General features: G+C 68.0%; 22 protein-coding genes and 1 pseudogene. 11 read left to right on the forward strand and 12 right to left on the reverse strand.

Annotated features, from left to right (window positions below):
* Positions 1–13: 13 nt before the first annotated feature.
* Both G6035_RS00195 and G6035_RS00200 read right to left on the reverse strand, forming a co-directional pair.
* A complete protein-coding gene (locus G6035_RS00195) occupies positions 14–265 on the reverse strand; it encodes a hypothetical protein (RefSeq protein WP_176615071.1) in 252 nt (83 codons plus the stop codon).
* 98 nt (positions 266–363) lie between these two features.
* Positions 364–927: a GNAT family N-acetyltransferase gene (locus G6035_RS00200; RefSeq protein ID WP_176615072.1), complete on the reverse strand. Its 564-nt coding sequence runs from the start codon at positions 925–927 to the stop codon at positions 364–366.
* A gap of 73 nt (positions 928–1,000) precedes the next feature.
* On the opposite strand from G6035_RS00200, the gene G6035_RS00205 reads away from it, so the two are divergent.
* From G6035_RS00205 to G6035_RS00215, 3 genes are all read left to right on the forward strand, one after another.
* A complete protein-coding gene (locus G6035_RS00205) occupies positions 1,001–1,432 on the forward strand; it encodes a MarR family winged helix-turn-helix transcriptional regulator (RefSeq protein ID WP_176615073.1) in 432 nt (143 codons plus the stop codon).
* A 133-nt stretch (positions 1,433–1,565) separates the two neighbouring features.
* Complete coding sequence (locus G6035_RS00210; RefSeq protein WP_176615192.1) at positions 1,566–2,726, forward strand: MFS transporter; 1,161 nt, start codon at positions 1,566–1,568, stop codon at positions 2,724–2,726.
* A gap of 72 nt (positions 2,727–2,798) precedes the next feature.
* Positions 2,799–3,188, forward strand: a complete 390-nt coding sequence (locus G6035_RS00215) for a co-chaperone YbbN (RefSeq protein WP_176615074.1) — start codon at positions 2,799–2,801, stop codon at positions 3,186–3,188.
* 105 nt (positions 3,189–3,293) lie between these two features.
* Here G6035_RS00215 and G6035_RS00220 read toward each other — a convergent pair whose 3' ends face one another.
* Both G6035_RS00220 and G6035_RS00225 read right to left on the reverse strand, forming a co-directional pair.
* Positions 3,294–3,572, reverse strand: a complete 279-nt coding sequence (locus G6035_RS00220; protein WP_176615075.1) for a putative quinol monooxygenase — start codon at positions 3,570–3,572, stop codon at positions 3,294–3,296.
* A gap of 63 nt (positions 3,573–3,635) precedes the next feature.
* On the reverse strand, positions 3,636–4,592 hold the full coding sequence (locus G6035_RS00225; RefSeq protein WP_176615076.1) for a DNA-3-methyladenine glycosylase: 957 nt from the start codon (positions 4,590–4,592) through the stop codon (positions 3,636–3,638).
* Positions 4,593–4,705: 113 nt separating this feature from the next.
* Here G6035_RS00225 and G6035_RS00230 point away from each other — a divergent pair, with 113 nt between their 5' ends.
* Positions 4,706–5,278, forward strand: a complete 573-nt coding sequence (locus tag G6035_RS00230; protein ID WP_176615077.1) for a hypothetical protein — start codon at positions 4,706–4,708, stop codon at positions 5,276–5,278.
* Positions 5,279–5,496: 218 nt separating this feature from the next.
* On the opposite strand, the gene G6035_RS00235 is transcribed toward G6035_RS00230, so the two are convergent.
* Complete coding sequence (locus G6035_RS00235) at positions 5,497–6,441, reverse strand: LysR substrate-binding domain-containing protein (protein ID WP_176615078.1); 945 nt, start codon at positions 6,439–6,441, stop codon at positions 5,497–5,499.
* A gap of 177 nt (positions 6,442–6,618) precedes the next feature.
* Between G6035_RS00235 and G6035_RS00240 the strand changes: the two genes are divergently transcribed.
* On the forward strand, positions 6,619–10,071 hold the full coding sequence (locus tag G6035_RS00240) for a bifunctional proline dehydrogenase/L-glutamate gamma-semialdehyde dehydrogenase (RefSeq protein ID WP_176615079.1): 3,453 nt from the start codon (positions 6,619–6,621) through the stop codon (positions 10,069–10,071).
* Positions 10,072–10,163: 92 nt separating this feature from the next.
* Here G6035_RS00240 and G6035_RS00245 read toward each other — a convergent pair whose 3' ends face one another.
* From G6035_RS00245 to G6035_RS00260, 4 genes are all read right to left on the reverse strand, one after another.
* Positions 10,164–11,168, reverse strand: coding sequence for a type IV toxin-antitoxin system AbiEi family antitoxin domain-containing protein (locus G6035_RS00245; protein WP_176615080.1), 1,005 nt, complete (start codon positions 11,166–11,168; stop codon positions 10,164–10,166).
* 184 nt (positions 11,169–11,352) lie between these two features.
* Entirely contained in the window at positions 11,353–11,754 is a 402-nt protein-coding gene (locus G6035_RS00250; protein ID WP_176615081.1) for a VOC family protein, read from the reverse strand.
* Between the two features lie 10 nt (positions 11,755–11,764).
* Positions 11,765–12,238 carry a helix-turn-helix transcriptional regulator gene (locus G6035_RS00255; protein WP_176615082.1) on the reverse strand — a complete coding sequence of 158 codons (474 nt, stop codon included), beginning with the start codon at positions 12,236–12,238 and terminating at the stop codon, positions 11,765–11,767.
* Positions 12,239–12,247: 9 nt separating this feature from the next.
* Positions 12,248–12,817, reverse strand: a complete 570-nt coding sequence (locus G6035_RS00260) for an AAA family ATPase (RefSeq protein ID WP_176615083.1) — start codon at positions 12,815–12,817, stop codon at positions 12,248–12,250.
* Positions 12,818–12,897: 80 nt separating this feature from the next.
* Between G6035_RS00260 and G6035_RS00265 the strand changes: the two genes are divergently transcribed.
* Together G6035_RS00265 and G6035_RS00270 are read left to right on the forward strand one after the other, a co-directional pair.
* A complete protein-coding gene (locus G6035_RS00265) occupies positions 12,898–14,274 on the forward strand; it encodes a cystathionine beta-synthase (RefSeq protein ID WP_176615084.1) in 1,377 nt (458 codons plus the stop codon).
* Between the two features lie 17 nt (positions 14,275–14,291).
* Positions 14,292–15,452: a cystathionine gamma-synthase gene (locus G6035_RS00270; protein ID WP_176615085.1), complete on the forward strand. Its 1,161-nt coding sequence runs from the start codon at positions 14,292–14,294 to the stop codon at positions 15,450–15,452.
* Between the two features lie 120 nt (positions 15,453–15,572).
* Here the strand turns inward: G6035_RS00270 and G6035_RS00275 are convergent, their stop codons facing one another.
* Positions 15,573–16,388 (reverse strand): hydrolase, encoded by an 816-nt coding sequence (locus G6035_RS00275; protein WP_176615086.1) that lies wholly within the window; start codon positions 16,386–16,388, stop codon positions 15,573–15,575.
* A gap of 446 nt (positions 16,389–16,834) precedes the next feature.
* Between G6035_RS00275 and soxR the strand changes: the two genes are divergently transcribed.
* Positions 16,835–17,311, forward strand: a complete 477-nt coding sequence (gene soxR, locus G6035_RS00280) for a redox-sensitive transcriptional activator SoxR (RefSeq protein WP_176615087.1) — start codon at positions 16,835–16,837, stop codon at positions 17,309–17,311.
* Between the two features lie 365 nt (positions 17,312–17,676).
* Positions 17,677–18,354, forward strand: coding sequence for a transglycosylase family protein (locus G6035_RS00285; RefSeq protein ID WP_176615088.1), 678 nt, complete (start codon positions 17,677–17,679; stop codon positions 18,352–18,354).
* Positions 18,355–18,478: 124 nt separating this feature from the next.
* Here G6035_RS00285 and G6035_RS00290 read toward each other — a convergent pair whose 3' ends face one another.
* On the reverse strand, positions 18,479–19,843 hold the full coding sequence (locus G6035_RS00290; protein WP_176615089.1) for an amidohydrolase: 1,365 nt from the start codon (positions 19,841–19,843) through the stop codon (positions 18,479–18,481).
* Positions 19,844–19,960: 117 nt separating this feature from the next.
* On the opposite strand from G6035_RS00290, the gene G6035_RS00295 reads away from it, so the two are divergent.
* Positions 19,961–20,710: an SDR family oxidoreductase gene (locus G6035_RS00295; protein WP_176615090.1), complete on the forward strand. Its 750-nt coding sequence runs from the start codon at positions 19,961–19,963 to the stop codon at positions 20,708–20,710.
* A 60-nt stretch (positions 20,711–20,770) separates the two neighbouring features.
* Positions 20,771–21,427, forward strand: coding sequence for an MOSC domain-containing protein (locus G6035_RS00300; protein ID WP_176615091.1), 657 nt, complete (start codon positions 20,771–20,773; stop codon positions 21,425–21,427).
* 193 nt (positions 21,428–21,620) lie between these two features.
* On the opposite strand, the pseudogene G6035_RS00305 reads toward G6035_RS00300, so the two are convergent.
* Positions 21,621–23,201 (reverse strand): annotated as a pseudogene (locus tag G6035_RS00305) (IS1182 family transposase).
* Positions 23,202–23,640: the final 439 nt, after the last annotated feature.

Here is a 23,640-nt window from a genome sequence, read left to right on the forward strand (position 1 = left end):
GCTGCGGGGCCGCCTAGGCGGGCAGGCTGACTTCGAGCTCGAAGCCGTCCTCGTGGTGGATCAGTTGACGGCCCATCCCGGCGTCGAGCTGGATCCACAGGCACCGGCGGTCGCTGGTCAACGTCTCCACCGTGCCGGACAGGCGCCAGCCGCGCTCGTTGACGAGGGCAACATGCTGGTCCTTGGCCAGGGCCGGCCACACATCACGGCCCTCGTGCGCTTGTGGGGCATGGTCGGGTTCCCGGTGGTGGCTGGGGCGGGTCATGGTTCCTCCTGGGGCGCGGTTGCTTCGGCGGTGCTACGTATGGTTATACACAGCCAACCCGGACAAATTGGGTGCACCAGGTGTGCTCTCCGTGAATTTTATGTGTCCACGTTGTGTGGAGCCGGCGCACTGCCTCCCGCGTCCACGGCAAAAACCAGCGTGTCCAGCCACCGGCCGTTGATGAGCCGGTCATTTTCCAGCCGTCCCACCTGTGCCATCCCCAACTTCTGCAACACGCCGGCGGAGGCCACGTTTTCCGGGCGGCAGGCGGCGGTGATCCGGGACAGGTGCAGCTGTGAAAAGCCAAAATGCAGCATGGCGGAGGCTGCTTCCGTGGCATACCCCTTTCCCCACCGGTCCGGATGGAGGGTGTAGCCAATTTCCGCCTCCTGCGTCCCGTGCCGCCCGCCGCGGGTGTTCAGCGTGAGTCCGATGGAGCCGATGACGCTGCCATCGAGCGTGATGGCGAGGGTGTGGCTGCGGCGCGGTGCTTCTGCGGCCTTGTCGATGCAAAAGTTGAGGAAGTCGCGGGTGTCCTGTTCCGAGTTCGGGCCCCACTCGACAAAGGTGCTGGTGCGCGGGTCCGAGGCGAAGGCATGCACGGCGGCGTGGTCGGATAGCGTGTATTCGCGCAGGACCAGGCGCTCCGTGGTCAATTCCATGCGGCAAGTCTAGGCGAACGTCTCCGGGCGGACGCCTTGACCCTTAGGCAGCCTAATGTTAGACTACCTAACTATGAGCGAAGATCTTGGGGAACTGGCGGGCAGCTATCGCAACATCCTGCGCCAGGCCGTCTATCTGTTGCGCTCCATGGACGCCGAAGGGGAGCTCAGCACCGGCCATGTCAGCACGCTGAACATGCTGGCAGCAGGGCCGTTGCGGGTCAGCGCCATCGCCCGGTTCGCCGGCATCCGCGTGCCAAGTGCCACCGAGCAGGTCATCAAGCTGGAGGCTGCCGGATTGGTGGAGCGGAAGCCGGACAGCACGGACGCGCGGGCCGTGCTGGTCGAGCTGACCGGGGACGGCCGCAAGGCGCTCGACGTGGCCAACACGCGGCGGACCGCCGAAGTCGCCGCAGCCCTCGCCACCCTCTCGACGGAGGAGCGGCTGGCCGTCAGGAACGCCATCCCCGCCATCGACAAACTCAATGCGGCGCTGAGGACCTGACCTCCGGCGGCGGGCGCGGCCGCCGGCGTCGTCTGTGAACAATGAAAGATCCAAAGGAGTAAACGTGCAGGCCAACACGGCAGAGAACTCTGCCCACGAAATAGAGGACGTCCTCGCCGATGAGAAGAGGTCGATGCTCAAGCAGCCCAAGGCTGTCTGGGCCGTGGCGTTTGCCGCAGTCTTCGCGTTCATGGGGATCGGCCTGGTGGACCCAATCCTGCCCGCCATCGCCAAGAACCTGCAGGCCACGGCGAGCCAGGTTTCGCTGCTGTTCACCAGCTACTTCCTGGTCACCGCAGTAGCCATGCTCATTACGGGATTTGTCTCCTCCCGCATCGGCGGCAAGAAGACCCTGCTGATCGGGCTGTCCGTCATCGTCGTCTTTTCGGCCCTGGCAGGCACCTCCGGCACGGTTGACGCGCTGGTCGGATTCCGGGCCGGCTGGGGACTGGGCAACGCGCTGTTCGTCGCGACGTCGCTGGCCGTCATGGTGGGCGTGGCCTCCGGCGGCCACGCAACCGCCATCATCCTCTACGAAGCAGCCCTGGGCCTGGGCCTTTCACTCGGCCCGCTCATGGGTGCGCTGCTGGGCGGCTGGCAGTGGCGGGCGCCATTCTTCGGCACGGCCACGGCCATGGCCATCGCCTTCATCCTGCTGATCATCATGTTGCCCAAGACGCCCGTGCCCGCCGTCAAGACCCGGCTGCGGGACCCGCTGGTGGCCTTGGGGCACAAGGGGCTGCGCACCACGGCCGGCAGCGCCCTGTTCTACAACTACGGTTTTTTCACCATCCTGGCCTTTGTACCGTTCATCCTGGGCTTCAACGCCTACGGCATCGGTGCCGTGTACTTTGGCTGGGGTGTCGCCGTGGCCGTGTTCTCCGTGTTCGTGGCCCCCATCGTGCAGCGCCGCTTCGGCCCTGTGAAGTCGCTCATCGGCGCCCTGCTGGGCCTCATGGTGGTGCTGGCCGGACTGGCCGTTGCTGCAGGCCATTCGGTGCCGGCGATCGTGGTCCTGACCATTGTGTCCGGCGCGCTGCTGGGCATCAACAACACCCTGTTCACCGAAATGGCCATGGCCGTCTCCGATTCGCCCCGGCCGGTGGCCAGCGCCGGCTACAACTTTGTGCGCTGGATGGGAGGCGCCCTGGCGCCGTTCCTGGCCGCCAAGATCGCCGAGCACACCTCGGCGTCGGTCACCTTCTATGTGGCCGCCGCAGCGGTGCTGGTCAGCGCCGGGGTGATCTTTGGCGGGCGCAGGTTCCTCGCCGCCCATGAGCCTGAGGGCGTGTAGGGCCGTTATTCCCGCTCACGCGCTGAGCGAAACCTGTAGCCATGCCTCCCGCCGTCACGTAGCGTGGAAGTCATGGCTACAGTTGAAATCACCACCGAATCGTTTGGCACCACCATCGAGAGCAACGACATTGTGTTCGTCGATTTCTGGGCTTCCTGGTGCCAGCCATGCGTCCGTTTTGCGCCCACCTATGAGGCTGCCTCGGACAAGCACGACGACGTCGTGTTCGGCAAGGTTGACACCGAGGCGCAGCAGCAGCTGGCCGCCGAGGCCAACATCACCTCCATCCCCACGCTGATGGCCTTCCGTGAAAAGGTGCTGGTCTTTGCCCAGCCCGGTGCGCTCAGCGGCACGGACCTGGACAAGGTCATCACAGCGGTCAAGGACCTGGACATGGCCGAGGTGCACTCCGCCGTCGCCAAGCAGCAGGCCGAGGCAGCCGGCGGCAACGCCGGCGAGTAAAAGCCCAACAACCGGTTGAGGTTGGGGACCGTGGCACCATTGGGTGTCGCCGTCCCCAACCTCAACAGTTTTTAAGGGCAGTCCGGTTTTAAAGGCAATCCAGTTTTAAAGGCGGTCCAGCTTGACGGGCTCGGCCAGCAGCGCGCTGAGGGACTCGTTGAGGTCCTGCACCGCGACGCCCTTGCTGTGCTTGTCGAGGGCATCCTCGGACGCCCACTGCTCGGTCAGCACAATCTTTTCTTCCGATTCCTGCGTGATTTCATACTGGATGCAGCCCGGCTCCTCGACGACCTGCTCGATCGCGATCTCGAGGGCGAGCTTCACACGGAAGAATTCGCCCTCGTTGGGGATGAATGTGGCCTTGAGGTTGATGAGGTCGCTCATGCCCTCAGCCTAGGCGATGGGCGCCCGCAGGCGGGAAGCCGTCCCGCAGTGTGAACGTCATGCTCAGTGGCTGCGGTGGTCCTGGATGCCCATGCGCGGGCCGCGGGCGGGCTTGCGGAAACCGCTCAGGTACAGCATCCGCACCACCCGCTGCCGGTGCCCGCGCCACGGTTCCAACAATTCCAGCATGCCGGCGTCATCCACGGGCTGTCCGGCCAGCGCCCAGCCCACAAAGGCGGCCAGGTGGTAGTCGCCCACGGCCACCGCATCGGCGTCCCCGTGGGTGCGCTGCGTGACCTCGGCCGCAGTCCACACCCCTATCCCCGGGATGCCCTGCATCTTCGCGGCCGCTTCCGTGGCCGGCAGCGATGCCAGCCGTTCCAGGCCCGACGCCGAACCCGCCGCGCGCAGCACCGTCGCCGAGCGCTGTGGCCCCACGCCTGCCCGGTGCCACTCCCACGACGGAATTTTTGCCCATTGCCGCGGGGTGGGCGCCACCATCAGGTCCGCCGGAATGTCCGGGTGGCTGCCCGCGCCCGGTGCCGTGCTGCCAAACTTTCGCAGCAGGGTGGCGTAGCCGCGGCGGGCCTCCAGCGCGGTGACCTTTTGTTCCAGGATGGCAGGCACCAGGGCGTCGACCATGCGCCCGGTGGCGGGCAGGCGCACTGCCGGGTGCCGGCGTCGTGCCTCCCGGGCGAGCCGGGGCAGGGTGGCATGGAACACCGGGGCGTCAAAGGGGGACCAGTCGTCGTTGCGGCCCAACAGGGACGGGGCGCCGTGGAGTGCGTGGCCGGCGCCGGGGCCCCAGGCCCGGGCATGGAGTTCGGTGCCGCGTTGGCTGATGCCCAGCGTCGCCGGGCCGTCCGGGGTGTTGAAGGCCAGCCAGGCCGTGCCGGGGGTGAGGCGGATGGTCCTGTCCCCGGGGCCGCGGCCGAGGATGCCCAGTGTCTCGTGCAAACTGTAGGGGCCGCCGGCATCCCAGACCAGGGCGGGACCCGGGTGTGTCGCGGTGGCGGTCATGGTTCCATGGTCGCATGCCGGGCCGGGGGCTGGCTGCCGGGGGACCGCGCGGGTAGGGTGGTGGCATCGATCAGGGGGCGCAGATGCAGTTTGCCGGGCGGCCGGGATGGCGGATGGACGAGGATTTTTCCTGGCCGCTCACCGTGGCGCTGCACATGCGTGACGCGCTGAAGCTGCCCGCCACGCAGCCGTTCTTCATCCCGCCGCTGGAGCCGGCGGTGCCCGAACACGTTCCTGCCAGGGGTCCGGGGCTGGACTTGGTGTTAGCTGAAGAATGGGCAAACTGGTTTTCGGCGCTGCTGGTGTACCCGGCCGACATCCCGGGCAATGCCCCCATCGAGTACCTGCCCCTGGAAGGCTGCTCACCGGCCTTTGATCGGCTGGTTCGTGGGTGTTACGGCGATGCCCGGGCCTATGCCAACACCTTCAAGGAAGAATATTTTCGGCGGTTCATTCGCACAATGAAGGAACAGGGTCCGCTGGAAACCTATCTGGTGCGCTCCATCGAAAAGGAACTTGGCCACCGCGCCGCACCCTTCAAGCTCGGCGTGCGGATACTGCCGGCCCAGGGTTTTTGGCTGCACCGGACAGGGCCCGCGGAGGTGCTGGTCAGCGACGGCGTCCGCAAGGATCCCGGGCAGCTGCGCCGCCTGCTGGGGCCCATCATCAGGGAACTGGCCCAGTAAACCTGGCCTCCGGCGTTGGGCGCCTGCGCAAGGCTGGACGTCACGCCGGGGCAAAATCCCGGATGGGTTCTGCCCCCGGTGTACCCGGGGCACAACCCGACTTGGGTTTTGCCCCGCAGGGAAGCTGCCGGACCGGACCAACTGCGGTGATTGTTGGCGAAGCCGCGCGCAAGGGCCCAGGGAACCTGGACAGTCAACGCGGCCACCCGGCGTCGTACTTAGGAGGCCCGCTCCGCCGGTTCCCCGGCCAGGCCCTGGGCCGCCCGCTCCAGGATTTCCCGGCACGCCAAAATGGCCGGGCGGCTGCGGCTGGCACGGCGCGCCGAGGTGAACACGGTGCGCCGCGGTGCCCCGGGAAGGTCCACCAGCTCCAGCGCCGGGGCGCGGCCGGTCCACATCAGGTCGGGCATCAGCGCCACGGCGTTGCCGGATTCAATGAGGCGCACCTGGGCCTGGAGGTCGGCCGTTTCAAAACGCACATCGGGCTCAAACCCGGCCTGGCGGCAGGCCTGCTCGGCCCAGTGCCGCGATGCCGCACCGCGCGGCTCCATGACCCATGGCAGCCCGGCAGTGTCCGCAATGTCCAGGACAGGTTCGCTGCGCAAATGGGACACGGTGCCGGCAGTTCCGGGGGAGGGGACGGCCAGGCGGATGGCGTCCGTGGTCAGCACCACCCGGTCCAGTTCGGGGTGGCGGGGCGCGGCATGTCCGGGATACTGTTCGGCGACCACCAGGTCAAAGTCGCGCGCCCAGGTTTCATACAACGCTGTCTCGGGCTCCCGCTGCACCATTTCAATGCGGACCTCGGGGTAGTTCTGCGCCATGGCGGTGAGCATCTCCGGCAGAAGGGCCAGCGCGGCGGACTGGAACACGGCCAGCTTCACGGTCCCCGTGACGGTGGTCAGCGAGGCGGACATGTCCGCCTCGGCCCGCTCCAGGGTCTCCAGGATCTCCGCCGTGTGGGCCACCAGGATCTCCGCCTGCGGCGTCAGCTGGACCCGCCGGCCCACCTTGAGCAGCAGTTTCACGCCCGCTTCCTTTTCCAAAAGCGCCAGCTGCTGCGACACCGCGGAGGGGCTGTACTGCAGGGCCAGGGCCACGTCGGCAAGGGTGCCGCGGAGGTGCAATTCGCGCAGCAGCCGCAGGCGTTTGACGTCCAGCACGGGGGCCTCCAAAGAGTTAAGTAAACACGAATGATATTCATCAAAAAACATCACTTTTGCTAATTGAATATTAGCCCCATACTGGAGCTAAAGGGAACCCCCGAGGCGCCGATCCAGCTGCCTGCGTTGGATCCCGGCCCAACCCGAGCGCCAACAGAAAAGAACGCACCAGCCATCATGACAACCACCATCGACACGGACCCCGCCGCCACCATTCCTGCCCCCGGCAACGACCTTGCGCAGGAAACCATCGCCCTCGTCCGGCACTGGCTGACCGAGGCCGCAAAGTTCCCCGCCGACATCTCCGCCCAGCGCCTGGCGGGCGTCCTGAAGGACCCCAACGGCCTGGACTTCACCGTCGGCTTCGTCGACGGCGTGATCCGCCCCGAGGACCTGGCCGTTGCCGGCCGGAACCTGGCCGTGCTGGCGCCCAAGGTGCCCGCCTTCCTGCCGTGGTACATGCGCGGGGCCGTCCGCCTCGGCGGCGCCATGGCCCCCATCCTGCCGCAGCTCGTCATCCCCATTGCCCGCAGGGTCCTGCGCGAGATGGTGGGCCACCTGATCGTGGACGCCACCGACGCCAAGCTGGGCCCGGCCATCGCCAAGATCCGCCGGGGCGGCGTGGACCTGAACATCAACCTGCTGGGCGAGGCCGTGCTGGGCGAAAACGAGGCCGCCCGCCGCCTTGAGGGGACCATGCGCCTGCTGGCGCGTGACGACGTCGACTACGTCTCCATCAAGGAGTCCTCCACCGTCGCCCCGCACTCCGCCTGGGCCTTCGACGACGCCGTCAACCACGTCGTGCAGGAACTCACCCCGCTGTATGCGCTGGCCAACTCCTTCCCCAAGCCCAAGTTCATCAACCTGGACATGGAGGAGTACAAGGACCTCACCATGACCATCGCGGTGTTCAAGCGCATCCTGGACAAGCCCGAGTTCAAGAACCTCGAGGCCGGCATTGTGCTCCAGGCCTACCTGCCGGACACCCTCGCGGCCATGATCGAGCTGCAGGAGTGGGCGGCTGCGCGCCGGGCCGCCGGCGGCGCCCCCGTCAAGGTGCGCATCGTCAAGGGCGCCAACCTGCCCATGGAACAGGTCCAGGCCTCCGTCTACGGCTGGCCGCTGGCCACCTGGGGCACCAAGATGGACTCGGACACCAACTACAAGCGCATCGTGAACTACGCACTGACGCCGGAGCACATCGAGAACGTGCACATCGGCGTCGCCGGCCACAACCTTTTTGACGTCGCCCACGCGTGGCTGCTCGCCAAGAGCCGCGGCATCGGCACCGCCACCGGCCAGCTGGAATTTGAGATGCTGCTGGGCATGGCCACCGGGCAGGCCGAGGCCGTGCGCCGCGACGTCGGCTCCCTGCTCCTCTACACGCCCGTGGTCCATCCCGGTGAGTTCGACGTTGCCATCGCCTACCTGATCCGCCGCCTGGAAGAAGGCGCCAGCCAGGAAAACTTCATGTCCGCCGTGTTTGAGCTCTACGACAACGAGGCCCTGTTCGAGCGCGAGCAGAACCGCTTCCTTGCCTCCCTGGCCGCGCTGGACACGGAGGTCCCCGCGTCCAACCGGACCCAGGACCGCTCGGTGCCGGCGGCCCCCGCCGCCACGGACACCTTTGCGAACACGCCGGACACGGACCCGGCCCTGCCGGCCAACCGTGCCTGGGGCAAGGAAATCCTGGCCCGGATCCCCGGCTCCAGGCTGGGCGACGACATCGTGGCAGCGAGCCGGGTGGCGGACCTGGCACAGCTGAACGGCATCGTGGACTCGGCGTTGGAGGCCGGAAAGGCCTGGGGCGCCATGACCGGCGCCGAACGCGCCGCCGTGCTGCACCGCGCCGGCGACGTCCTGGAATCCCGCCGCGCCGAACTCATGGAGGTCATGGCTTCCGAGACCGGCAAGACCCTGGACCAGGGGGACCCCGAAGTCAGCGAAGCCATTGATTTCGCGCACTACTACGCCGAGCGCGCCAAGGACCTGGACGCGGTCGACGGCGCCACGTTTGTCCCGGCGAAACTCACCGTTGTGACCCCGCCGTGGAACTTCCCCGTGGCCATCCCGGCCGGATCCACCCTGTCCGCACTGGCCGCAGGCTCCGCCGTCGTCATCAAGCCGGCCACCCAGGCGCGGCGCTGCGGCTCCGTCATGGTGCAGGCGCTGTGGGACGCCGGCGTTCCCCGCGAGGTGCTGGCGCTGGTGCAGCTGGAAGAGCACGCGCTCGGCCAGGCACTGGTCTCCCACCCCGCAGTGGACCGGGTGATCCTCACCGGCGGCTACGAAACGGCCGAACTGTTCCGCAGCTTCCGCACCGACCTGCCGCTGCTGGCCGAAACCTCCGGCAAGAACGCCATCATCGTCACCCCCAGCGCCGACCTGGACCTGGCCGCCAAGGACGTGGTGCAGTCCGCGTTCGGGCACGCCGGGCAGAAGTGCTCCGCCGCCTCCCTGGTCATCATGGTCGGGTCGGTGGCGAAGTCCGCACGCTTCCACAACCAGCTCCTTGACGCGGCCCGCAGCATGGTCGTCGGCTACCCGGAAACCGCCACGAGCCAGATGGGGCCGATCATCGAACCGGCCGCCGGCAAGCTCCGCAAGGCCCTGACCACCCTGGACGCCGGGGAATCCTGGGCCATTGAGCCCCGCCAGCTCGACGACTCGGGCCGGCTCTGGTCCCCGGGCGTGCGCACCGGCGTTGCCGAAGGTTCGGAATTCCACCTGACCGAGTACTTTGGTCCCGTCCTGGGTGTCATGGCGGCCGAGACGCTGGAGGACGCCATCGCCATGGTCAACCGGATCGACTACGGGCTGACCAGCGGCCTGCACTCGCTGGACCCGGCCGAGATCGGGCTGTGGCTGGACACCGTCCAGGCAGGCAACCTGTACGTGAACCGCGGCATCACCGGCGCCATTGTCCAGCGGCAGCCGTTCGGGGGCTGGAAGAAGTCGGCAGTGGGTGCCGGCACCAAGGCAGGCGGGCCCAACTACCTGGTGGGTCTGGGCAACTGGCTGCCCGCAGCGTCGACGGCCACTGCGCCGCTGGGCGATGCCGCGCGCAAGATGCTCAACGCCGCCTCCTCCCTCGACGCCGAGGGGCAGGCCTTCCTGTCCCGGTCGCTGCACAGCGACGCCGCCGCCTGGGCCGCCGAATTCGGCATCGCCAAGGACGTCTCCGGGCTGTCGGCCGAGCGCAATGTGTTCCGCTACCTGCCGCTGAACCCCCTGGTCCGCCTGGCCGAAGGCGAACCCGTGGCCAAGCTGCTGCGCGTGCTCTCGGCAGGAATCACGGCCGGGGCCGTTCCGGAAGTCTCCTCCGGCGTCGAACTTCCCAACGCCGTCAAGGCCCTGCTGGTGAGCCTGCGCATACGCGTCACGGTGGAGAACGACGCCGACTGGCTCGCCACCGCGCGCCGCTTCGGTGCCGGGCGCATCCGGCTCATTGGCGGGGATGCCTCCGCCGTGTACGGCGCCACGGGCGGCCGCCCCGACCTGGCGATCTACCACAACGAGGTCACCGAGGCCGGGCGCATTGAGATGCTGCCGTTCCTGCACGAGCAGGCCGTCAGCATCACGGCGCACCGCTTCGGCACGCCGAACCACCTCTCGGACGGCCTGATCTAGCCGGTTCCGGGCACGCCCGCGCCCGTCCCCCATAAATGCGCCCCTTCCACGGGGCGCATTTATGGGGGACGGGCGCATTTTTTAGCAGGGCACTACCCTTGCGGGATCCCGGCCTGGCGCAACAGCCGTTCAAAGCCGCGAAGATCCATCATTTCCTGCCATGTCCACCGAAAGACGCCCACATCCTGGGCGCGGATCTGGTCCTCACGGTTCTTTTCCGCCATGATCCGGTCCTGAATGGACGTGCCGCCCGCCCAATCCCGGCGCAGGTACTTGCTGCGGCCATCGAACTCGCCGGCCTGGCGCTGCTGCTCGAACCAAAAGTCCACAAATGCGTTGCTGCCATCGCGGAGGGTGAAGCGGTGCTGGAGTTCCGGGGCGGCAAAACCCAACTGCCCCATGCGGACCCTGCTGAGGGATTCGCCGGCGGAACCGGACAGCCCGGACGCGAACCCAATGACGGCCACGGCCCTGTTCCGGGCCGACCTTGACGGCAGCGACTCGGCCGCCTGCAGCAGCTCCGGCTTGGACAGTGGAGCGCCCTGCGGTTCATCGACACGCCACACGGGTTCATGGCCGGACGCGGGGAAGCCCACGGGGGTGAACACGTTGACGGGTCTGGGACGCCTGGCCGCGTGCAGGCTGGAATCACACACGGCCACGGCCCGTTCGAAGCTCAGCCGGGTGATCAACTCCATGGTGGTGGTGAGCTTGTCCGTCAGGACCAGTGGGCCGCAACGCACCACCCCGTCGTCGGTCTGCCCAAAATGACGGGCGATGTCGCCACGGCTGCGGCCGCCGCCCCGCTCCTGCGTCAGGGCGTGCAGCTTTTGCGGGGTGCCGATGGTCCACAGGCCCCACAGCAGCGCGGCGGTTTGCCGGCAGAACACCGGCTGGTGCTTGGTGGCCAGCTGAAACGCGATGGCACGAAGCCCGTACCGCGACGGCCCATCGAGGGGCTGCCACTCGGAAGCCTCCGCATAAACGCCGCGGCGGACGCGCACGTACCGCCCGCTGTTGCACAGCCTGGCGAGGAGTCGTGAGTCCTGGCCGGCAAGCTCAACATCGGAGGGGAGAATCAACCGTGGCGCGCCCATGCATCCCAGCGTTCCAGAGCCTGGCGGTCCTTGTCAGCGGGGTCCAGCCGGACTGTGGATAACTCCCTCCCAGGGGCAACGCCGGGTCATCTTCGCACTGCTGGCAGTTTCCGCGCCCGCTCCCCACCTATGCGCCCCTTCCACCGGGCGCATTTATGGGGAGCGGGCGCATTTCCTGCGAAGGTCAGGCCTGCGAAATCCGGACCATGTTGCCCGAGGGGTCGCGGAAGGCGCAGTCGCGCGGCCCCCACGGCTGCTGGATCGGTTCCTGCAACACCTCGGCGCCGAATGCGCGGGCCTGCTCGAAGGTGCTGTCGAGGTCGTCGGTCTGGAACACGAGCATGGGCAGCACGCCCTTCGTGAGCAGTTCCTGGAGGGCGTCCCCGTCGGCCTGCGAACGGCCGGCGTGCGGTTCGGAGACCACGATGCCCAGGCCGGGCTGGGCGTCGCTGCCGAGCGTGACCCAGCGGAAGCCGCCGGAGGCCACATCGTTCAGGACGGAAAGGCCCAGCCCGTCGCGATAGAAGGCCACCGCCTCATCGGTGTTGCTGACAGTGACATTGGTGTATTGCAGTGAAATCGTCATGGCAGTTACGCTATCCGGCCCGGCGCGGCACCGCTTCTTCGATCCTGCTTTCCTGGGCGGGCGTCGGGACGTGCGGGGCCTGGGCCGGGCTGCGCAGGGGGCGGGTGGCGAATCGGGCAAAGCAGGCGGGCATGGCCTCGACGGCGCTGTGTTCCCGGGCACGGTACGCGCTGGGGGTCTCGCCCATGATCTCGGTGAAGCGGGAGCTGAACGAGCCCAGGGATGTGGCGCCCACGGCCATGCAGGCGTCGGTCACGGACGTGCCGGACCGCAGCAGCGCGGCCGCCCGCTCAATGCGTCGCGTCATGAGGTAGTTGTAGGGCGTCTCCCCATAGGCGGCGCGGAACTTGCGGGAAAAGTGCGCAGGGGACATGAACGCCTTCGCTGCGATGGTGGGCACGTCAAGGGGCAGCGCGTAGTCCCGGTCAACCATGTCCCGCGCCTGGCGCAGCAGCGCGAGCGTGGCAAGTTCCTCCGGCGTCATGGTTTGAAGCTACCAGCCGGAGGTGGCGGAAAGCTGAAGGTTCCGCAACCAGGGCTCCACCTCCCGCGGCGACGCCAGGCGCACCACACGGAGCCCGGGATCACCGCGGTCCAGGGCAGGCACCAGCGAGCGGTAGAGGTGCCGGGTCTGCCACCCCCAGCGGATGATGTGGTCGGGGTCGGTGAACAGAGTGCGCAGCGGCGCCTCAAGGTTGCCGTTCCGCAGCTCCTCCCGGCGGAGCCGGCGCCGCACGGTCCGCCGTACCAGGCGCCCCATGGCCACCGGCACGGGAAAGTCCAGCCACACCAGCGTGTCGGCCCGCTGTGCCAGCAGGGGCCGGGCAGCCGGATACTGCCATTCCGTGACCCAGCCGGGCGCCCTGGTGAGACGGTCGACGTCGTCCATGAAGTCCGCGCGCGGCTGCCAGCCGGGCCCGTGGAACAAGGCGTCGATCTCGGTGTGCGGGACGCCGAGAAGGGCGCCGATGCGCCCGGCCAGCGTGGTCTTCCCGGAGCCGGAGACACCCGCCACCAGGACGCGCCGCGGCCGGGTCGGCAGGGGATCCCGGTGGGTCAACATGCTCCAGATTCTAGAACCGCAAATGCCCCGGGAGGTAACCTCCTTTGGCTGGACGGGCAGCGCGGGGATACTTTGGACTCATGAAGTATGCAAACACCGTCCTTGACCTCATTGGCAACACCCCCTTGGTGAAACTCAACAAGGTGACCGAGGGCATCGCTGCCACCGTGCTGGTCAAGCTCGAGTACATGAACCCGGGCGGCTCCGCGAAGGACCGCATTGCCGTCAAGATGCTCGACGAGGCTGCCAAGGAAGGCAAGATCAAGCCCGGCGGCACCGTGGTGGAACCGACCAGCGGCAACACCGGCGTTGCCATGGCCATGGTGGCGCAGCTGCGCGGCTACAACTGCGTGTTTGTGGTCCCGGACAAGGTGGGCGAGGACAAGCGCGCAGTCCTGCAGGCCTATGGTGCCGAGGTGGTGGTGACCCCGACGGCGGTGGCCCCCGACAGCCCGCAGTCCTACTACGGCGTTTCCGACCGGCTGGTGCGGGAGATTCCCGGCGCCTACAAGCCGGACCAGTTTTCCAACCAGAACGGCCCGCTGAGCCACTACGAGACCACCGGCCCCGAAATTTGGCGCGACACCGAGGGCAAGGTCACGCACTTTGTGGCGGGTGTTGGCACGGGCGGGACCATCACGGGAACCGGCCGTTACCTGCGCGAAGTCTCCAAGGACCGCCCCGAGGGCGAAGTGCGCGTCATCGGCGCCGACCCGGAAGGCTCCGTCTACTCCGGCGGCACCGGCCGGCCGTACCTGGTGGAAGGCGTGGGCGAGGACATGTGGCCCGCCTCCTACGACCCCGCCATCCCGCACGAGGTCATCGCCGTCACGGACAACGACAGTTTCGCCATGACGCGCCGCCTGGCCCGCGAGGAAGGCCTGCTGGTGGGAGGCTCCTCCGGCATGGCCGTGGTGGCCGCGCTGGAAGCGGCCAGGAAGCTGGGACCCGAGGCCGTCGTCGTCGTGCTCCTGCCGGACAGCGGGCGCGGCTACCTGGCCAAGATCTTTGACGACAAGTGGATGCAGTCGTACGGCTTCCTGAAGGCCACCGACGAGCCGGCCGTTGGCGACGTGCTCAAGGCCAAGACCGGGCAGCTGCCGGACCTGGTCCACATCCACCCGAACGAGACAGTGCGCGACGTCATCAACCTGATGTCCGAGTACGGCGTCTCCCAGATCCCGGTGCTTTCCGCCGAGCCGCCGGTGGTGATGGGCGAGGTCATCGGATCGGTGGACGAGCGCACGCTGACGGGCAAGCTGTTCCGCCACGAGGCCAAGCTGACGGACAAGATCACCGAGCACATGCAGCCGCGCCTGCCCATCCTCGGCTCGCTGGAGCCGATCTCCGCCGCGCGGACCGCGCTCCAGAACGTGGACGCGCTCATGGTGACCTTCGTCGGCGCGCCCGTGGGTGTGCTGACCCGCCACGACCTGCTGAACTACCTCAACGACTGACTTCCCAGGAGAACGACATGACTGAAGGCTTCAACACCCGCGCCGTCCACGCCGGCCAGGCCCCCGACCCCACCACCGGCTCCGTCATCCCGCCGCTGTACCAGACCACCACGTTTGCCCAGGACGGGATCGGCAAGCTGCGCAACGGCTACGAGTACGGCCGCGGCACCAACCCCACGCGCGACTCCCTCCAGTCCCAGCTTGCCGCCCTGGAAGGCGGCAAGTTCGCGTTCAGCTTCTCCTCCGGCCTGGCCGCCGAGGACGCCCTGATCCGCGCCCTCCTGGTCCCCGGCGACCACATCATCATGGGCAACGACGTCTACGGCGGCACCTACCGGCTCATCAACCGCGTGCTGTCCGTCTGGGGCATCAGCAACGCCGCGGTGGACATGAATGACTCTGGGGCGCTGGCTTCCGCCGTTGCCGCCGGCGGGCCCGAGGGCAAGACCAAGATGATTTGGCTGGAAACGCCGTCCAACCCGATGATGAAGATCACGGACATCGCCGCTGTCGCGAAGGTGGCCCACGACGCCGGGGCCCTCCTGGTGGTCGACAACACCTTTGCGTCCCCCTACCTCCAAAACCCGCTCGCCCTCGGTGCCGACGTGGTGGTCCACTCCACGACGAAGTACATTGGCGGACACTCCGACGCCTCCGGCGGCGCGATCGTGCTTTCCGACGCCGAGGCTGCGGAAAAGATCGGCTTCGTGCAGTTTGCCGTGGGTGCCGTGTCCGCGCCGATGGAGGCCTGGCTGACCACCCGCGGGCTCAAGACGCTCGGCGTGCGCATGGACCGGCACTCCGCGAACGCCCAGCAGATCGCCGAGTGGCTGCTGACCCGCCCCGAGGTGGAAACCGTGCTGTACCCGGGCCTGCCCGACCACCCCGGGCACGAGCTTGCGGCCCGCCAGATGCGCGGCTTTGGCGGCATGATCTCCGTGCAGTTCAAGGGCGGGGAGGCGGCGGCCCGCAAGGTGGCCGAGTCCACGCGCCTGTTCACGTTGGCGGAGTCGCTGGGCGGCGTTGAGTCGCTCATGAACTACCCGTCCGAGATGACTCACGCCTCCGTCAAGGGCACCGAACTGGCCGTCCCCGTCAACCTGGTCCGGCTCTCCGTGGGCATCGAGGACGTGGCCGACCTGATCGCCGACCTGGACCAGGCCCTCAGCCTCCTCTGACCCTGCGGCCCACTGACGCTCGGTTGCAACCGGGGGTGTTTTGGGGAACGCTCCCTCACCGGTTGCGGGAGGGTTTGGGGATTGTGCCCCGGTTGCGCGGGAGCGTTGGGGATGGTGTGGCTATTCCGGCGGCGTGCCTTCCAACCAGTCCATGTAGCGCTGCAGGGAACGCTGCACGATGGCCCGGGCGTCGGCGTCGATGGTGCGAAACGCGCCGTGGATCCGGTCGTAGTCCAACGGGGAAACAGTGTCCAGGATGCGCTGGATGGCCCTGCGCGGCAGCGGGATGTTGTTGACGTAGCTGCGCATGGCGTTCACGGACTTCCCGTCGGCGCCGATGGCAATGGTGTCGCCGCTCAGGAGCGCACCGCGGCCCTCGGCGCCGGCCGGCCAGTGCAGGATGCTGCTGCCGGCGAAGTGCCCGCCGCACTGGAGCATGGACAGCCCCGGCAGAACCTCCATCCGGCCCTCCCACAACCGGATCGCAGGGTCCGGGCGCCGGATCCACTGCCGGTCGGCGGAGGCCACATGCACCGGCGCATTGCCGAAGGCGTGGCTCCATTGGATGGAGGACCCCGTCAGGTGCGGGTGGCTGGCGGATATCGCCGCGACGCCGCCAAGGGCCCTGACCGCGGCCACGCCGTCGTCGTCAATAAACCCCGGTGGCTCCCACAGAAGGTTCCCGTGTCCGGTCCGGACCAGGAGGCCGCGCTGGCCGATCCCCAGTTCCGGGACCACGTTGACGGCGTGGAGGCCGGGCTCCAGTTCGTCCACGGTGACGCGGTGGCCGGCTGCGGCCAGTTCCTCCCGGGTGGTCCAGCGCTGGCCGCCGGAGGGAATGAACTGGCGTTCGTCGGCGCAAATTTCACAAAGCTTCGGTGGTGCGGGCGTGTCCGGGTGTTCAACGGCACACGTGGCGCAGGTCCAAATAGGCACGGCTTGTCCTTAATTTGAGGATGAAAATGCGGGCATGTGTTCGGGTGCTTGCAGGGCTTTGGCGGATGTTTAGCGTGGGCCGGACAGGTGCCCTGCCCACAGAAGCGGCACTGATTCGTGCGGGCGCCCCTCCCGCATTCGGGCCTCTGTCCGGCGATGTACTGCCTGCCGCCTCAGGCGGAAGAGCCTGCGACGGGTCACCGGGACGTGTGCGGCAGCTTGGCAGCCCGCGGCAGCAGCCCCGGGCATGGCACCTCCGCGGGAACCGGCGGCGGGAAGCAGCGGCCGGCCGGGCGCGGGATCGGCCTTGATGGTCGTCGTGGCTGTGGCGGGGAACAACGGGGCGCTCATGGGGCTCCTTGGCAGTGGAAGTGGTGGCGGACACCCCCAGCCAACTAGCTCAAGTTAGCTTGAGGTCAAGCCCGGGCTGTGGCAGCATTCAACGCATGCCCCACATTGCCCCCAACGAACTGCTCCCCATCGGCGAACTTGCCCGCAGGGCAGGTGTCAGCGTGCCCACGGTGCGTTACTACGAGGAGCGCGGGCTGATCCGTTCGGAACGCACTCCGGGCAACAAACGGCTCTTCCCGCGCCACACGCTGCGCCGCCTGGCAGTCGTGGCCGCGGGGCAGCGCGTGGGCCTCACCCTGCAGGAAATCATGGCGGCGCTCGCCGACATGCCTGCGGACAGGGCGCCGACGCAGCGTGAATGGACCCGCATGGGGACCCGGTGGGCGCAGACCGTGGCGCAGCGGATCCGGCAGTTGGAAATCCTGCAGACGTCGCTGGATGGATGCATCGGCTGCGGCTGCCTGTCACTGGGAAAATGCGTCCTGTTCAACCCCGGGGACGAGGCAGCGACGGAGGGCCCGGGCTCACGCTGGTTACGGAATGCGGAAGCTGCCACCGGTTCGCAAGGGTGAGGGCGGGCGGAGGCAATCCGTGGCGAAATTGCCTTGCAAAGGGTGGCGGTACGGGGCCGAACAGGCGTGCGGGAAGGGCCGGAACAGCGAACCGGCTGTTTAAAATACACCATCAATCTGTAAATTTCAGTGACAATTAGGACACGTTTGGCTGATTTGCATATCGATTTGGTTTCGGATTAGCGTTGACCATGCCCTTAGGGGCCGGCCGCGTCTCCAGCGGCCCACGAATGCCCGGGTCTGCCAACACCTCACACCGTCATGCGGCAGGCCACGGAAACGACCTCCATACCAACAGGATCGACGGTGGCGCGCAGATGTCCGGGGACGGATGGAGCGAAGGTGGCCTTTGGGAGCACGCATCCATGAAGAATTCAAGACTTACGCGCAACATCAGCCGCGGACTCGCCGTCGCCGCCATTGCAGGCGCCGGCCTGGCCGTAGCGGGAACGGGCGCGAACGCGGCCTCCGGCAGCACCTGGGATGCCCTGGCGCAGTGTGAAAGTGGCGGCAACTGGTCCATCAACACCGGCAACGGCTTCTCCGGTGGCCTACAGTTCACCCCGAGCACCTGGGCGGCCTATGGCGGCACCGGCGCGCCGGAGAACGCCACCCGGGCACAGCAGATTGCCGTGGCCGAGCGCGTCCAGGCCGGCCAGGGCTGGGGCGCCTGGCCCGCATGCGCCGCGAAGCTGGGCCTTTCCGGCGGTGGCGGCCAGGCCTACTCACCGGCAGCCGTTCCGGCGCCGGCCCCCGTCACGGCACAGTCCTCCACGGTGGTTCCCGTCCGGCAGGCGCCGGTGCAGCAAGCCCCCGTCCAGCAGGCTCCGGTCCAGCAGGCGCCTGTGCAGCAGGCCCCGGCCCCCGTCTCCGCTGAGCTCAGCGGCAAGACCTACACCATCAAGTCCGGCGACACCCTGAGCGGCATTGCCCAGAAGCTCGGCATCAAGGGCGGCTGGGAAGCCCTGTACCAGGCGAACGCGGACACCGTGATCCACCCCGACCTGATCTTCACGGGTGCCGTCCTGCAGCTCCCGGCGTAGGCAGTTCCCCGCGCAGGCACCTCCGCATGATACTGAAATGGACCGTGGAGGCTGATCATTCAGCCTCCACGGTCCATTGCTGCATCCACGCCCGTCCGGCCCCGCAGTGAAGCGGGAAGGGGGCCTACCCTCGGGGGGCCACGGCACCCACGTGGGCAACGGCGTCGTACGTGTAGACGGGCTTGCCGCCAATGAACACCTTCAGGGCACGTTGCATGACGTCCAGGGGGTCGCCGCTCCAAAGCACCAGGTCCGCGTCCTTGCCCACGGCGAGGGAACCGATCCTGCCGTCCAGCCCCAGCACCTTGGCGGGGTTGATGGTCAGCGCGCGCATGGCCGTGCGCCGGTCCAGCCCCTCCTTCACGGCGAAGGTGGCCTGGTGGACCAGGAAGTTGACGGGCACCACGGGGTGGTCGGTGATGATGGAAATTTCCACGCCCGCCGCGGCCAGCTTGCCCGGATTGGCCAGCGAGCGCCCGCGCAGTTCCGGCTTGGACTTCGTGGTGAACAGCGGGCCGATGAGGACGGGGACGCCGCGGGCGGCCAGCACGTCGCCCAGGACGTGGGCCTCCGTGCCGTGATCGATGACCAGGTCATAGTCAAATTCCTCCGCCAGGCGCAGGGCGGTGGCGACGTCGTCGGCGCGGTGGCAATGCTGGCGCCACGGAATTTCGCGGCGCAGCACCATGGCCAGCGCCTCCATCTGGGCGTCGCGGGGGCGCGGCTCGGGCTTGGCGAGCCAATTCTGCGCAGCCATGAACGCCTGCCGGATCACGAGGGCGGTGCCCAGCCGGGTGGAGGGCGTCTGCTTCTTTTCCCCATAAACGTGCTTCGGGTTCTCGCCGAGGGCCGACTTCAGCCCGCTGGGGGAGCGCAGCACCATCTCCTCGATATACCTCCCGTGCGTGTGCAGTGCCACGGCCAGGCCGCCGATCGGGTTGCCGGAGCCGGGATTGACGTTCACGGCCGTGATGCCGCCGGCCAGGGCGTCGTTGAAGCCGGGGTCAAAGGGGTCGACGGCGTCGATGGCCCGGACCGCGGCCATGACGGGGTCGGTCATCTCGTTGGCATCACTGGTGGAGCCCACCTCGCCCTCGGGGTGCATGCCCAGGTGGACGTGGGCGTCGATAAACCCGGGCAGCAGCCATTGGCCCTTGGCATCCACCACTTCCGCCCCCGCGGGCACCTGCACCGAGGCGCCCAGGGCCAGGATTTTCCCGCCATCCACCAACACCGTGCCGTCAAAGGGTTCGCCGTCGATCGGCACCACATGGCCGTTGGTGATGGCCAGCACGCGCTTCTTGGCGGCGTCGGCGGCTTCGCGGATGGCGGCGCTGATCGAGGCGGTGTCCACCGCCGGCCGGGCGGGCTTCCCTCCGCCCTTGCCTCCGGGCTTGCCGCCCTTGCCTCCGGGCCTTGCGGGGGTGGCCGGCTTGGTCACGCGGCCCGGGACGAAGCCGGGCTTGGGAGTGGGCAAGGTGGGGGACATGGCGGCCTTTCAATGCATGCACGCGGTCTCGCGGCGGATTTCCGGCGGGCGGAGGGCCCAATCACCAACTTACCGCCCCCGCCTGCGAATCGCCGGTCATCGCCGTAGGGTGGGTGCATGAACCGCAAAACCGCATTGGTCACCGGCGTGGGCCGCACCGTTGGCATCGGTGCCGGCATTGCCCGGGCGCTCGCGGCCGACGGCTGGAACCTGGTCCTCAACTACTGGCAGCCCTACGACGCCCGGATGCCGTGGGGCGAGCAGCCCGACGACGTCCGCACCCTCACCACCGAACTCGCCGCCGCGGGCACCCGCGTCTGGGCCATGCCGGCCGACCTTGCCGAGCCGTCCTCCGTCGGCAGCCTTTTTGCCCGGATCGCCACGGAGGCCGGAACCCTGGAGGGCATGGTGCTTTCCCACTGCGAGTCGGTGGACTCCGCCATTTTGGACACCTCGCTGGAGAGCTTTGACCGGCATTTTGCCGTGAATGCGCGCGCCAGCTGGCAGCTCATCGCCGCATTTGCGCGGCAGGCCGGGCCCGACGGCGGAGCCCTGGTTGCGCTGACCAGCGACCACACGGCCTTCAACCTGCCCTATGGGGCGTCCAAGGGGGCCCTGGACAGGATCGTCATTGCGGCCGCGCGCGAACTGGGCGGGCAGCGGATCAGCGCCAACGTGCTCAACCCCGGCCCCGTCGACACCGGCTGGATGGACGATGCCCTCCGGGCGGAACTGTCCGCGCGCCAACCCGGCGGCCGCCTCGGCACCCCCGCCGACGTGGCCCCGACGGCGGCGTTCCTGCTGTCCCCCGGCGGGCGCTGGGTGAGCGGGCAGCTGATCAAGGCCGACGGCGGCTTCTCGGCATAGCCTTCCTCCCCCGCTTCCCAGGGTGCGCAGGACCGGGCACCGCTCCAGTAAGTTGGGACCATGACCGATTCACCTGATGGCACCGTCCTGGCCCTGTGCCGTGTCCACGAGACAGCGCGCACCATGACGGGCTTCGGCATCACCGGGATCGACAAACGGCCTGTGGCGGGGGCCGTCAGTGTCCGCACCTTCGGCGTTTTCGGCGACGTGCAGGGGGACCGGGAACACCATGGCGGCCCGGACCAGGCCGTTTACGCGTACTCGCAGGAAGATGCGGACTATTGGGGCCGTGAACTGGGCCGCGACATCCCGCCCGGGCTTTTTGGCGAAAACCTGCGCACGCAGGGGGTGGAAACCACGGGGGCGGTCATTGGCCAGCGCTGGCGCGTGGGACGGCACCTGCTCCTGGAGGTGACGAACCCGCGCGTCCCGTGCGCCACCTTCGCAGAGCGCATGGGCGAGCGGCAGTGGGTCCGGCGGTTCACGGAGGCAGGACGGGTCGGCGTGTATTTCCGGGTGCTGCGCAAGGGCAAGGTGCAGGCAGGGGACACCATCACGGTGGAGCCGGCCCCGGCCCACGGCATCACGGTGGGCAGGTTCTTCTCCCACCCCACCGTGGCGGACGTCCACACCCTGCAGGCACTGCACGACGCCGGCGAACTCACCCTGAGCGCCCACTACGGCAAGTACTTCCGGCGCATCCTGGACAACGCCTAGGACACCGCTGAACAAAGGCCGATTTGGCTGGCAGTGCTCGCTGGTGGCGGGTTGATGGCGGTTTGGGCGTCTGGTTGGTGGCGGTTCCGGGTTTCCTTGGGCGGAGCCGGGAGGGTTTGTGGAATGGCTTTTTGGGGCCGCTGTGGTGTGGGTGTGCCGCGGGCGCCGGTGCCGGCCGGCTCAGCGGGGGCTTTTAGTTGACGGCCCAGGTCCCGTTGATGTTGGCAAGTCCGAGATTGACCATGCGGCGCAGGTTCAGCCCGGCAGTGCGCAGGGTGAGCCAGGTGTTGTTCCTGGCGACGCCGATGTAGGGCACGCGCCGGTTGCCGCGTGTGAGCCAGGCGATGGAGCGTTCGACCATGGGACGGTGGCGGCGGTAGGTCTGGATGAGGGCGGGTTCCTGGGCTCGGGCCCGGTGTTCGCGCTGGAGTGCATCGTGGGGATGTAGGGTCAGGGACTTGCCGTCCCGGGCGGTGGTGCACGGGTTCCTGAACGGGCGGCCGGCACAGGCGGCACCGAAAGTGGCGTTCCGTTTGGGGCTGATGTTCCGGGTGACGTTGTTCGGGCAGGTCACGGTGCCTGCGGCCTCATCGACGCTGGAATCATCGAGGGTGGACCCTCCGGCCACGGCTGGGCGCAGCGGCCAGGGCTTGATCACCGGGGTGTGTCCGGCCGCAGCGACGGCGGCGAGCATCTCCCCGGTGCCGTAAGCCGAATCGGCGAGCACTTCCACCGGCGCAGCCCCGATGGTGGTCTCCTTGCCCAGCAGGTCCGCGCCGACGGCCGCGTCGCCATTGCCCGGTCCGGATGCCATTGCCCGGTCCGGATGCCTTGGTCAGGGCGGACGCGGTGATGGTCCCGGTATCGGGCTCGATCACGGATATGTGCCTTGAACCCATCCTGGCGCCTGGCCTGGGTCTTGTGGGCGTGCCGGGCCTCCGGGTCAATAGTGGAGATTGCCCTGTCATAGGCGGTTTTCCGGGCAATCCGCCATCGTCCGTCGGCACCATCGGAGCCTTCTGCGGGCTCGACGCCCTGCCCGGCAACCAGTGCCCGCAGGGCCACAGCATCCGCGGCTTTGCCCTTCCAGATCGGCGGTGTCGATAGCGGCCAGAAGCGCCAGGGCATCCGTGACCGGGGCGGAGAACAGTCCGTCCCGGGCCGCGGGATCATCCCAGGCGATCCGGGGTTTGCCCGGCTGCGTGTAGTCATAGCCGGTGCAGACCGCGGGGACCAGCGCGTCCACGCCGGGCACTTCCCGGCCGACCCGGCGGATCGCGGCGATCAGTTGGGTGACGGTGTCCTGGCGGGCAACCGCATCATCGAGGACGGTCGAATCCAGCGCCCGCCGCGTCCTGGATTTCAGCACGCCGGTCTCGGCGACCACGGCGGCGACGGACTGGAAGATCCGGTCCGGGCGGCCGCTGGCGGCCAGTCGCTTGCGCCAGTACGTCAACGTCGTCGGATGAAATGCCTTCGTGGTCACGGCGAACCCGCAGGCCGCCTTCCAGCGCAGATCAAAAGTCACCGCTTCCGCGGCCTCGCGGTCCGAGAGCCCGTTCAACGCCTGCAGGACCAGCACCGTGGCCACGACCTCGGCCGGAATCGAGGGCCGTCCCCTGCCGGACGGGAACAGATCCTCAAACATCGACGGCGGGAACAACTCCCCTCGGTGCCCAGCCAGAAACGCGAAGACGCTGCCCGGGTCCAAAAGGTCCCCGGCCAGCGCCTCAACATCCAGGATTTCCCGCTGCCCATCATCACGACCCTGCATAAAACAAGGTCCTAACGATCCATAGCCAAAGTCCAGCAGGCGCTCCTTAACACGCTGGACTAATCAGCAGTGTCCTAGCCCCGGAAGCCCGTCTCCGGGGCGGGGTTCCGCGTTTACGGGAGGGCGGGCACCGTCGGGCCCTCCCTCCACAGGGCATGCTGCGGCCCCGTGTGCCCAAACTCACGGGGTGCCGTCGACTTTTGCCCTGGGGATTGTGTAGCGTATGCCCTACAATTTAAATATCCCCCACTCCGGTATCTCCTTATTATTTCTGCCCAATTTTTGAGGCAGGAGCCTGAAGTGTATGGGGCCCGCAAAGCATGTTGGGCGGGCAGTAAAGCGTTCATAGGGGATTGCCGGCAAAGAAAACGCCATGTGGCGCCGGCACCCGCTGACGCCTGCAAGTGCGCGTCAAAACGCACAGCAATGGTGCCGAAGT

It is taken from the genome of Arthrobacter sp. SDTb3-6, assembly GCF_013376095.1.
Classification (GTDB): Bacteria; Actinomycetota; Actinomycetes; order Actinomycetales; family Micrococcaceae; genus Specibacter.